Genomic DNA, 11,437 nt, shown 5'->3' with positions numbered 1-11,437 from the left:
GGCGCTTTTGTCAGGTGTTTCTTGTCTATTTTACCGTAACGGGCAGCGTAGCGGCGATGTCGGCCGACGAGGTTCCCAGCGAAAGGGTGTATTCGCCCGGGTTGACTTTCCAGCCGCGCGACTGTGTGTCCCAGAACGCCAGCGCCTGCCGGTCGAGTTCGAACTCCACGACGGTGCTTTTGCCGGGGGCTACGGCTACCTTCCGGAAGCCTTTCAACTCCTTTTTCGGACGGAGCACCGTCGGATTGTTCTCCGAGACGTAGAGTTGTACGACCTCTGCGCCTTCGCGGTCGCCCGTGTTGGTCAGCGTGACGCTCACCTTCAGCGGTTTGTCCGCGGGGAATACTTTTGGGGCGCGCGGTTTTTCCAGTGCAAAGGTCGTGTACGAAAGCCCGAATCCGAAGGGGTAGAGCGGTTCGACACCCTTGGTTTCGTACCAGCGGTAGCCGACCAGCACCGACTCCTTGTAGTCGATGTCGTAGAGTTGGATCAGGCGTTCGTTGTAGGCGCGGGGCGCTTTGTTGTAGAACTCAGCACCGGCGGGCATCGTGCCTTTGGCCGGCGAATCGTTGAACTCCTTCTCGATGGTCATCGGCAGTTTGCCCGAGGGCGACAGTTTGCCCGAAAGGATGTCGGCCAGCGCCGTGAATCCGCTTTGTCCCGGATACCAGCCGTAGATAACCGCCGCGGCCTTGCCGTTCCAGCCGCCCATGCGGATACCCGAACCCGAGTTGACCAGCACGATGGTATTGGGATTGGCCTCGACCGCCGTGCGGACGAAGGCTTCCTCCTCCTTGGGCAGTGCGAAGGGGCGTTCGAACGACTCTACGTCGATCGTTCCCGTCGACAGCAGGACCACGTCGGCCGCCGCCAACTCCTCGCGGGTGGGTTTTTCGACGACGCGGACCGCGTCGCCGTAGACGCTGCGGAGGGCCGCAGTCAGGGTCACATTGTCGTAGCCCAGTACCTCGGCCGAGGACGACGTGCTGCCTCCCGTGCGCGGAATCGCTTCGGTGAAGCGTCCCGTAAGCAGGATTTTGCGGCCCGGGGCCAGCGGCAGGATGCCGTTGTTACGCAGCAGTACGATGCCCTCTGCGGCTACCTCGTAGCCGGTCTGTTTGTGTGCCGGGAATTTCTCCAACAGTTCGGGAACGTATTTTTCCCGGTCGTAAAGACCGAATGCGATGCTCGTGGCGATGTTGGGGCGGATCATCTTTTCAATGTCCTTCTCCGTGATGCGGCCCGTCTTGAGCAGTTCGCGCACCTCGCCGAAGAACTCCTTGCGACCCGGCATTTCGACGTTCTGGCCGCTTTTAACCACCTTTTCCGTATCGTTCACCGAGGTCCAGTCGCTCATTACGCAGCCCTGGAATCCCAGTTCGCCGCGCAGGATACGCTGGATCAGGTCGGCGTTCTGCCCGGCCCATTCTCCGTTGAGGCGGTTGTAGGAGGTCATCACATAGCCTACGCCCGCGTCGATGCCGGCTTTGAACGGCGGCAGGTAGATCTCGTGCAGCGCCCGTTCGTCGACGATCGAATTGGAGCGGCGGCGGTAGAACTCCGTTTCGTTGCAGATGAAGTGTTTCAGACACGCGACGGTTCCCGTCGACTGCATGCCCTTCACGTATTCGGCGACCATCGCCGACGAGAGCAGCGGGTCTTCGCCCATGTATTCGAAGTTGCGTCCGTTCTGCGAGTTGCGGTAGATGTTCATACCCGGACCCAGCAATACCTCGATACCTCCTGCCCGGCACTCTTCGCCTACGGCTTCGGCATATTTATAGGCCAGCGACGGATTGAAGGTCGCCGCGAGTGCTATCGGACACGGGAAGGCCGTCGAACGCTCCAACTGCCGGACCATCGTGGGATCGGACAGGTTGTCGCGCATGTGTACGCCCTGCGTGGCGTCGGAGAGATAGATGTAGGGCATGCCTTTTTCGGGCACGCCGTAGAAGAAGAAAGAGGAGTAGCCGCGCATGAACGAGATTTTCTCGTCGAGGGTCAGTCGTGCGATCCGGGCGTCGGCCTGTCGGTAGGCCTCGTCCCATCCGACGACCTGCTGGGCGCCGGCCGGCGCAATGGCCGCTGCTGCCGTCACGAGGGCGAGCAAAAGTTTTACGGAGGTTTTCATTGTTTTTTCGATCTTGGTTTACGGTTCGATTTTCTGCAAAGTTAGCGCAGGAAAAGCCCGCTGGGACGGGTGCTCGGAAAAATATAAACGATATTTGGCGCTATTTTCTTGTAAATCAATAATATGTTATTTGTCGGACCTCCGGATTATACAAATAATAGGGGCGGTTAAATTTGCTTTCCCCCGCTTTTTATCGCTATATTTGCGCAAATCTGCCGTTTGAAATGAAAAAACTGCTTGCTCTTTTTGTCGTTTTTCTCACTGTGTCCGGTGTCCGTGCCGGGGAACCTTCGGATATACATACGCTGCTTCGCCGTCTGGACGGCCTGCTCGACCGCCGGGAGGAGTTCCTGCTTCGGCACGAGACGCGCCTCGATTCGCTCAAACTCCTGCTGCGGAACGATGCGCTCGGCTTTCGGGAGCGTTATGCCGTCACGGCGGAGATCGCCGAACGTTATTTCGCCTACCAGAGCGATTCGACGATCGGTTACCTTCGCCGCAGCATCGCGCTGGCCGAGAAGGCCGGGGATGCCGACCTGACGATCCGTGCCAAGTCCGTCATGGCGATGTGTTACAGCATGAACGGCCGCTTCCTCGAAGCCGACCGGGTGCTTGCGGGCATCATCGATACGCTGCATATGAGCCGTGCGACGCAGGCGGCCTACTATGCCGCGCAGCACCGCCAGAACCGCGAGTGCCGCAGCCAGAGCGAACCGGGGCCCCAGCGCGACCGGTTCCGGGCCTGCGAGGACTATTATGCCCGCCGTGCGCTGGAGACCACCGACGCTGTTTCGAAACGTTTCTACTTCGCTTACCTCGTCGCTGTGGACGAGGGCGATTACGACCGTGCCGTTGCGGCGTGCGACAGTGCGTTGGCATGTGTTCCGCCTGCGTCGCACGACTATGCCCGCGCGGCATTTTACAAATCGGAAAGCGAAAAGTACCGGGGCGACGAGGCGGCGCGCTTCGAGTGGCTCGTACGTGCCGCCATGGCCGATGTGCGGGGTGCGGTCCGCGACTACGGCGCTTTGGGCGCAGTGGCCGAAGAGTTGCTGCGCCGCGGCGATGCCGGGCGGGCGATGCGGTGCATCCGCGTTGCGATCAACGATACGCAGGCCTACAATTCGCCCATCCGTTCGTGGCGCGACATGGCGATCCTGCCGCAGATCGAACAGGCGTACAGCGAGCGCAATGCCCGGGTACGCACGATGTATGTCGTGCTGACCCTTTTCGCTTTCCTTTTCGCCCTTTCGGCAATCGGGGGCGTGCTGTTCGTCCTGCGCCAGAACCGGCGGCTCAACGCCGTGCAGCAAACCCTGCGCGAGTCGAACGTAAAACTGGCCGAACTGGCCGCCAGTCTGCGCGAGACCAATGCCGACCTGAGCCGGCAGAACATCCGCATCGCCGACGCCAACCGTATCAAGGAGGTCTATATCGGCGGCTTTCTGAAGACGATCTCCGAATATATCTACAAATTGGCCGACACCTATCGCTATGTCGGTAAAATGCTGCGCGACGGACGTTCCGACGAACTGCGGCGCGAGTATGCCGGAACCGATGTCCGAAGCGACGAACTGAAGGAATTCTACCACAATTTCGACACCACCTTCCTGGGGCTTTTCCCTTCGTTTATCGGGGAGTTCAACCGCCTGCTCGCGGAGGATGCCCGTGTCGAAGTCCGCCGTGCGGGAAGCCTCACGACGGAACTGCGCATCTTTGCCCTGGTCCGGCTGGGCATTACCGACACGGCGACGATTGCCGCACTGCTGCATTGTTCAGTCAATACGGTGTACAGCTACCGTTCGCGCACGCGGCTGCGCTCGCTCGTCGCAGAGGGTGATTTCGAACAGTGCGTGCAGTCGATCGGCCTTGGGGGCGGTGCGGCCGAACCGGCGAGGGGCTGATTCCCGGCATTCGCCCGTTTTCCCGGCCGTGTCGTTTCGGCAGGCCATTTCGTTTCTGCCAGCCGGATATTCCCTTCCGGCCGGCGGTTTCCCCGGCCTGCGGCCTCCTGTCTGCCGGGTTATATTGTCTGTCCCGACTATATGAGATGTTGATAAACTGTCTGTTTTTTTGTTTTTCCTGAAAAAACATCTATATTTGTCTGACAAATAAGATTAATTGACCGGATACAGGATTCAATATCACTTTCCGGACTAACCGATCTACAACATGAAACCGAACGCATTGGAAAAATTCTGCCTTGCAGGCGCCGCCGTGACGGGAGTTGCGACGCTCACGGCCTGCGCTGAAAAGGCCCCTGCCGACGAGCGGCCCAACATCGTGCTGATTCTTGCCGACGACCTGGGGTTCAGCGACCTGGGCTGTTTCGGGGGTGAGATTTCGACTCCCAACCTCGATTCGCTGGCCGCCAACGGCCTTCGTTACCGCCAGTTTTACAACACGGCGCGCAGTTGTCCTTCGCGGGCGAGCCTGCTTACGGGCCTTACGCCCCACCTTGCGGGCGTCGGCCACATGGTCGCTGACCGGGGCTATCCGGGTTACCGCGGTACGCTGGCTCCGAACTCCGTGACGCTGGCCGAGGCACTTCGTGCGAGCGGTTACCAGACGGCCATGTCGGGCAAATGGCATGTTACGAACAATACCGATCCTGCGGGCGACACTTCGCAGTGGCCCATGCAGCGCGGCTTCGAACGCTTTTACGGCACGCTGAGCGGGCACGGCAGTTTCTGGGACCCCAAGTGCCTGTTCGACGGCAACACCCCGATCCGCGCCGAAGGCGACTATTATTATACGGAGGCCATCACCGACCGCGCCCGGCAGTTTATCGGGGAGATGGCCGGGGAGGACAATCCGTTTTTCCTCTATGTGGCCTACACCGCGCCCCATTATCCGCTGCACGCCCGTCCCGAATACATCGAAAAATACAAGGGACGTTTCGCTGCGGGCTGGGATTCGCTGCGTATGCAGCGTTTCGGGCGGATGAAGCGCATGGGCGTCCTCCCTGCCGACGCCGTGCTGCCTTCAAAAGACGAACAATGCTACGACTGGGCCGACGAGACCGGGAAGGAGTGGCAGCAGATGCGCATGGAGGTCTACGCCGCGATGGTCGAACAGATGGATGCCGGCGTGGGCGAGATCGTCGGCGACCTGCGCCGCCGCGGCCTGCTCGACAACACGCTGATCGTCTTCCTGTCGGATAACGGCGCTTCGAACGAAGGGCATTTGCACAATACGGTCGAACGTACCGGAAAACATTGGGGCGACCGGATGATTCCCGCCCGGACGCGCGACGGACGCCCCGTGCACGCGGGCGACATCCCGGGCCTGGCGCTCGGTCCCGACGACACCTACGGCAGCTACGGGCCCCAGTGGGCGCACCTCTGCGGCACGCCGTTCCGCCGTTACAAGAGTTGGATTCACGAAGGCGGCATCTGCGCTCCGATGATCGTCTCATGGGGCGGAAAAATCACCGACAAAGGCGCTTTCCGCGACGGCGTTTTCGGTATCGCCGATTTTATGCCCACATTCCTCGAACTGGCCGGCGGCGAATATCCCGATTCGATCCGGGGCCTGAAAACCATTCCGGCCGAGGGGCGGAGTTTCGCTGCGACGTTCCGCGAAAACCGTATCGACACGACTCGCACGATGTTCTGGGAGCACGAGGGCAACAAGGCTGTCCGGCGCGGACGGTGGAAACTCGTCGCCGAATATCCGGGCAGTTGGCGTACGCTGCGCGCCTATCCGTCGGGCGGCGCATGGGAACTCTACGACCTTGAAACGGACCGCACCGAGACCCGCGATTTGGCGGCGCAGCATCCCGAACTGGTGCGGGAACTGGCTGCCGAATGGGAGGCGTGGGCCGCCCGGGCGCAGGTCGAGGACTGGGCAGCCGTCGGCGGCGAGAACTGGTAGCGATCCTGCCTGAAGATCCGGACGAACCGTTGTAACCCGTTTGCAACGGTTCGTTCGTTTTATTGTCACGGGATCGTCGTACGGGTGAAACGGCGGCGGGGTAGTTTTGCAGCGTGAACCATGGCGGTTGACCTCGCCACCTGACTATCCTATCCTGAACTTCATCCGGCTCCGTCTGCAATAGGCGGAGCTTTTTTTCGTTCGGGATGTACGTCCCGACGCGGAAATGCGTATATTTGCAGGACGCATATACTGAAACGATGAAAGATTTTGCAGCCATAGACTTCGAAACGGCCAACGGTCAACGCACGAGCGTCTGCTCGGTGGGCGTCGTCGTCGTGCGCGGCGGCGAGGTGGTCGATACGTTTTACCGCCTGATCCGTCCCCGGCCCAATTTTTACAGCCGTTTTACGACGGCTATTCACGGCCTGACTTATGAAGATACGGTTGAAGCGCCCGATTTCGCGTCGGTGTGGCACGAGGTCGAACCCCGTATCGCGGGGCTGCCGCTCGTGGCCCACAACTCGCCTTTCGACGAGGGCTGCCTGCGCGCCGTGTTCGATCTTTACGGCATGCCATATCCCGGTTATACGTTCTACTGCACCTGCCGCGCTTCGCGCCGCACTTTCGGGAGCCGCCTGCCCAACCACCAGTTGCATACCGTCTCCGCCGCCTGCGGTTTCGAACTCGAAAACCACCACCACGCCCTGGCCGACGCCGAAGCCTGCGCGCAAATCGCCTTGAAAATCCTGTAAAATAAAAATCCCGGACCGAAAGTCCGGGATTCTTTTATCAAAGCCCCAGTTCCAACTGGAACCGCATTTCCCAGCGGTTGTAGTTGGGGTTCAGCGATTGGCTGCGGCTGTTGTACGACATGTCGGCCTGCACTTTGAGGCTGTGGCCGATGATGTAACGCGTGACGCCCAGCGTCGTCTGGTTCCAGTTTTTATATCCCGCGAACGGCTGTACCTCGCTGTCGGGGAAGAGCGTCGAGTTGCGCAGGGCGACTTCCCATTTGCGGTTGAACAGGTAGCTGGCCTGTAGGTTGAGGCCTTGCCCCTTATATACAAAGGCGTTGCTTTCGGGATCGAACAGCGGTTCGCTGCACGAGCGGCCCATGAAATCGGTATAGAAGGCGAATCCCCGGTATTCGAGGATGAAATCGACGAAGTAGGAGCCGAGGTTGCGCGTTGCGTCGTCGGGCATCAGGCCGCCCCGCTGGCCCTTCAGCCGCGAAGCTTTGTGGTTGTAGGAGTAGGCCCCGGCGAGTAGTATTTTAGGCCGCTCTTCGTATTCGTAATCGCCCTCGATGACATCGCCCTTCGATTTGAAACGTCCCAGCGGATAGAGTTCCAGGCGTCCCGTGTAAGCCAGGCCACCGTTCGGGGAACTGCCCCAGTTGCGGCCTTCGCCCAGCGTGACGGAGCCTTTGGCCGAGAGGTTGAAACCTTCGCTCTGGCGCATGTTGTATTCACCGAAGAATCCGAAATCGCGGTCGAGGTTGAACTCGCTGTTGACGATACTGCGGTCGACGAACTGTAAGGCGCTCGACGAGTTGATCCGCGCCCGGTTGGCCTTGATCTTGGTCTGTCCGAACCCGATATTCCAGGTGGCGTTGGGCACATAGTAGACGATGGCGTCGCGCACGATGTTCATGCTGCCGTCGGGCAGCGGTTCGGTGTCGTAGGAGGTGAAGCCCAACTGGACCGAGTAGACCAGTTTGGGCGAGTAGATATATCCGTCGAAGCGCAGCCGGAGCCGTTTCACGCGGGCTTCGGTCTTGGTGAGCGTGAAATCGTCGTCGAACGACAGCGCCAGCAGGTTTTGCATGCGGAAACGCATCGTCAGTTCGAACCAGTCGTTTTTGGGTCGGAAGGTGATGCCCTTGCCGATCTCGATATTGGGCATGTTGCGTAGTTGCGCCAACAGCTCGCCGGTCGAATCGGCGGCGAAGATTTCGGTGCGGGGTTTGCGCTTTTGCGTCGTCTGGGGTTGTGTCGCCTCCTGGGCTGCGGCCAACGACCAGCAGGTTGTCAGCAGGAGCAGGACCGTTAATTTTCTCATCATTTCTGTCTGTTAATTCTCTTTCGGTTACGTCCCGTACAAAAGTACAAAAAATATGCGGAGTCCGGGAAACGGTGATGCAAAGTTGGGGCCTAAATCTGAAACGAATTTGAAATGCAGGCCGTCAGGCGGCTTCCGGGCGGTGAAATGACATTGTAATCGAGATAAAAATCAGAAAAATAGGAAATCTGGAATAATATATGTATCTTTGCTGCCAAACAATCGAGTTTTGTTCTGAATCTTTCTTGTAGGTGTTTGATCCCGCAGTCCACCGTGGTTTCCCCCATTCTCAAAATCGACCTCATTAGCTTGCTCTTTTGTTGGGAGCAGTACGTTTGCGTGCGCTTCGGTAATGCAAAAAATTAAATTGATAAATGGCCAAACGAATTACATCGGGAAAAAGAGAAAGAGAGAAATTAAAGCAGACCAAACGTCAGGACAAGCAGAAGAAAAAAGAGGAGCGTCTGAGCGGCGGGAGCCGCAGTTTCGAGGACATGCTGGCGTATGTCGATGAAAACGGCGTTCTTCACACAACCCCGCAGGACGTGAAACCCAAGGAGGAGATCGACGCTTCGCTGATCGAAGTTTCCGTACCGAGACAGTCGGAAATCGAGGAAGAGGAGCCGATGAGCGGCCGGGTGGAATATTTCACCGCATCCAAAGGCTACGGCTTTATCAAGGATGCCGCCGGTTCCGAGAAATACTTTTTCCATATTACCAATGCCCCGGCAGGTATTGCCGAGGGAGACAAGGTAACGTTCGAACTCGAACGCGGTACGCGGGGAATGAATGCAGTACGAATAGCTATCATTAACAAATAACACTTTTTTAATTAACTTATCAAGAGAATGAACATTTATGTTTCGCATCTGAGCTGGGGCACGAGCAGTGAGAGCTTAGGAAATTTATTCATGCAGTTCGGCGAAGTAGCGTCGGCTAACGTTATTACCGACCGGGAGACGGGCCGTTCGCGCGGTTTCGGCTTCGTCGAGATGCCCAATGAGGAAGAGGGTCAGAAGGCCATCGACCAGCTCAACGGAACCAACTTCGAGGGTCAGACGATCACGGTTAACGTGGCTCGTCCCCGTGAGGAGCGTCCTTCGGGCAGCTTCGGCGGCAATCGCGGCGGTGGCAACCGTGGAGGCGGTTACGGCGGCGGCAACCGTGGCGGTGGCTACGGCGGCGGCTACGGTCGCAACCGGTACTAATCTCCGGATTATTTCAGAACGGACTCAGGGGGAGTCTTCTCCCCATACCATACGGAGCGGGGCGGTTTTTACTGCCCCGTTTTTATTGCATATCTTCCCACACAAGACCGCCTGCCTGTATCATGTTGAAGTCTGGACTCTCGTTGGACGGTTCGCCCCAGTCGAAGATATATTGGTAATATTTTTGGATTTCTTCTTTCGGCACGTTCGTGCGGATAAGTTTACCTGTCGGGTCGAAATAACTCCATATTCCATCTTTCAGGGCCACCAGTTTGTCTTCGTGCTTCTCTCCAAAATCAAAACTCCAAAAACTGATATCGTCGATCAATTTGTCGTAGATGCACGGCAGGATTACCCTGTTATTCCAAGATATGGCCCCGTATTTTCCTGCTTTGCGGACAACGATGACGCCCTTGACGGGCAGCCCCACATAGTCGTATTCGATTGGTACGATCGTTTTACCTTCGGGTGAGATCAGTCCGTATTTGCCGTCTTTTTTGACGAAATGTCCTTTGGGACCATACTCGACCCATCCGGACAGTCCGTCGTATAGGATCGGAATAACCACTTCGTTGTCGCTGTCAACAGTGCCTACTTTCCCCTCTTTCTGGACGATATACCGGTCTTTCCCCTTTTGGCCATAATACGTGTCGTAGATCATATCGTATTCGAACGGGATGATCAGTCGGTTTTTATGATCGTAGAGCCCGACCTTTCCTTCGCTGTTGATGTAGGCCATACCCGCTTTCAGCCGGTAAATATACCGATAATCAAAAGAATGGATGATTTCGTTTTTAGGTGATATGTATCCGTAAAGGGCATCCTTTTTGGCAATGAATCCACCATATTTGCAACTGTATAGTGTGTCGTACAGGAACGGAATCGTCTGTTTGCCCTGGTAATTTATAATTCCTGTTTTGTTTTGTGTATCTGCTGCGATTAATAGACCGTCTATGTTGGAGTAGGATGTAATTCCTTTTATGGGAAACACATTCGCATCCTTATCGAATAGCGTGATCTCATTTCCCCGGGTCGCTACGTAGATGTCGGCGAAATGCGAATATTTCATTGGCCGTTCCAGATAATCGTAGCTATTGGGGAGGACGGTTTTGCCATATTCGTCGATTAACCCGTATTTTCCATCCTTCACGACGATTGCCTTGCGTCCCAACCCGAAAGGTTCGGCGTAATCGTAAACGCCGAAGGGGACGATTGCGCGGGCCGTACTGTCGATATAAGCATATTTCAACTTGGCAAGCATTTTTAACGAGTCTTTGACCCGTTGGGAGCCGTTCATGTATTCTATATTGCTTTGTAGCCTGTTCCGGATTTTCTCGTAGCCGTTTTCGGCAATCAGCATCGGAAGTCCCTTGCTGTCGGCCGGAAGGGAGCCGAACGGAGCTTCGACGATCGTATGGTTGCTGTAATCGGACAACTGTTTTCCTTCGGTCGAAAAAATAATCCAGCTATCGCCTTTTCGAGCGATCAGACAATCCCTGTTGTCAGACCGTTTGACCTCGTCGTATTCGAATGGAACGATAATATTGTTTTCGGGACCGATGGCTCCGGCCCTGCCGTTCTTCGTCAATATAGCCACTCCGGGCTCGTAAAAATATGCAACGCGCGATTGGGCGTCGTATTCTAGGGGAATAATGACTTCGCCTTTCCGGTTGATGAATCCTTGTTTCTTGTCGATAATGACCGGAGCCAGGTCCTTCGCCTGGCATTTGGAAAAGACCCCGATCTCATCATAGACGAACGGAATAAGCACTTTTTCGGTAATATCAATGTAGCCCTTTTTGCCTCCTTTTTTATGGGCCAGAATCATTCCCCGATTGTCGATGGTATTCATGAATTTGTATTTGCCGAGGGGGATCGCAAATTCCCCGGTCTTTTTTTTAAAACCCCAGGACGAGCCGTCCTTTGCCCGTATGCGGTAGTATTCCGGATTCTCCACGGGAACTGATTTCCCGGTGCTGTCTGTTGCGTATTCGGTTTTGTACGCTTCGTATTCCGGTTCTTTCTGCTGACAGAATCCGGAAATGCAGGTCGAGGACAGGAGAACGGCTAATGTGACGATTCGTTTCATGGCGACCGGAGATTAGGGTAGGTGATATATCGCATAAATATAGTGAAAAAGTGGAATGAAAACAATTTT

General features: G+C 56.6%; 8 protein-coding genes. 5 read left to right on the top strand and 3 right to left on the bottom strand.

The annotated features are described in order from the left end of the window. Positions 1-25: 25 nt before the first annotated feature. Positions 26-2,131 (bottom strand): beta-glucosidase, encoded by a 2,106-nt coding sequence (locus KG007_RS01425; protein ID WP_249413209.1) that lies wholly within the window; start codon positions 2,129-2,131, stop codon positions 26-28. 224 nt (positions 2,132-2,355) lie between these two features. Here KG007_RS01425 and KG007_RS01420 point away from each other — a divergent pair, with 224 nt between their 5' ends. The 3 genes from KG007_RS01420 to KG007_RS01410 all read left to right on the top strand — a co-directional run bounded on the left by KG007_RS01420 (position 2,356) and on the right by KG007_RS01410 (position 6,762). Next, entirely contained in the window at positions 2,356-4,035 is a 1,680-nt protein-coding gene (locus KG007_RS01420) for a DUF6377 domain-containing protein (protein WP_195458219.1), read from the top strand. Positions 4,036-4,303: 268 nt separating this feature from the next. Then, complete coding sequence (locus KG007_RS01415; protein WP_213347060.1) at positions 4,304-6,007, top strand: arylsulfatase; 1,704 nt, start codon at positions 4,304-4,306, stop codon at positions 6,005-6,007. A gap of 260 nt (positions 6,008-6,267) precedes the next feature. Beyond that, the gene (locus KG007_RS01410) at positions 6,268-6,762 is read left to right on the top strand and encodes a 3'-5' exonuclease (RefSeq protein WP_195458217.1); all 495 of its coding nucleotides are present in this window, start codon (positions 6,268-6,270) and stop codon (positions 6,760-6,762) included. A 37-nt stretch (positions 6,763-6,799) separates the two neighbouring features. Here the strand turns inward: KG007_RS01410 and KG007_RS01405 are convergent, their stop codons facing one another. After that, positions 6,800-8,071 carry a porin gene (locus KG007_RS01405; protein ID WP_213347336.1) on the bottom strand — a complete coding sequence of 424 codons (1,272 nt, stop codon included), beginning with the start codon at positions 8,069-8,071 and terminating at the stop codon, positions 6,800-6,802. A 374-nt stretch (positions 8,072-8,445) separates the two neighbouring features. Between KG007_RS01405 and KG007_RS01400 the strand changes: the two genes are divergently transcribed. Beyond that, on the top strand, positions 8,446-8,892 hold the full coding sequence (locus KG007_RS01400) for a cold-shock protein (RefSeq protein ID WP_195458216.1): 447 nt from the start codon (positions 8,446-8,448) through the stop codon (positions 8,890-8,892). Positions 8,893-8,919: 27 nt separating this feature from the next. Continuing rightward, positions 8,920-9,279 carry an RNA recognition motif domain-containing protein gene (locus KG007_RS01395; RefSeq protein WP_213347058.1) on the top strand — a complete coding sequence of 120 codons (360 nt, stop codon included), beginning with the start codon at positions 8,920-8,922 and terminating at the stop codon, positions 9,277-9,279. A gap of 82 nt (positions 9,280-9,361) precedes the next feature. On the opposite strand, the gene KG007_RS01390 is transcribed toward KG007_RS01395, so the two are convergent. Then, complete coding sequence (locus tag KG007_RS01390; protein ID WP_213347056.1) at positions 9,362-11,368, bottom strand: WG repeat-containing protein; 2,007 nt, start codon at positions 11,366-11,368, stop codon at positions 9,362-9,364. Positions 11,369-11,437 lie beyond the last annotated feature (69 nt).

It is taken from the genome of Alistipes montrealensis (assembly GCF_018362775.1).
Lineage (GTDB): Bacteria > Bacteroidota > Bacteroidia > Bacteroidales > Rikenellaceae > Alistipes > Alistipes montrealensis.
This window is presented reverse-complemented; position numbering and strand designations above follow the sequence as displayed.

What these genes read in the sequence shown, in the direction of transcription:
- KG007_RS01410 (WP_195458217.1), top strand. Translation starts at nt 6,268, where the DNA reads ATGAAAGATTTTGCAGCCATAGACTTCGAAACGGCCAACGGTCAACGC.
- KG007_RS01425 (WP_249413209.1), bottom strand. Translation starts at nt 2,131, where the DNA reads ATGAAAACCTCCGTAAAACTTTTGCTCGCCCTCGTGACGGCAGCAGCG.
- KG007_RS01390 (WP_213347056.1), bottom strand. Translation starts at nt 11,368, where the DNA reads ATGAAACGAATCGTCACATTAGCCGTTCTCCTGTCCTCGACCTGCATT.
- KG007_RS01405 (WP_213347336.1), bottom strand. Translation starts at nt 8,071, where the DNA reads ATGAGAAAATTAACGGTCCTGCTCCTGCTGACAACCTGCTGGTCGTTG.
- KG007_RS01420 (WP_195458219.1), top strand. Translation starts at nt 2,356, where the DNA reads ATGAAAAAACTGCTTGCTCTTTTTGTCGTTTTTCTCACTGTGTCCGGT.
- KG007_RS01415 (WP_213347060.1), top strand. Translation starts at nt 4,304, where the DNA reads ATGAAACCGAACGCATTGGAAAAATTCTGCCTTGCAGGCGCCGCCGTG.
- KG007_RS01400 (WP_195458216.1), top strand. Translation starts at nt 8,446, where the DNA reads ATGGCCAAACGAATTACATCGGGAAAAAGAGAAAGAGAGAAATTAAAG.
- KG007_RS01395 (WP_213347058.1), top strand. Translation starts at nt 8,920, where the DNA reads ATGAACATTTATGTTTCGCATCTGAGCTGGGGCACGAGCAGTGAGAGC.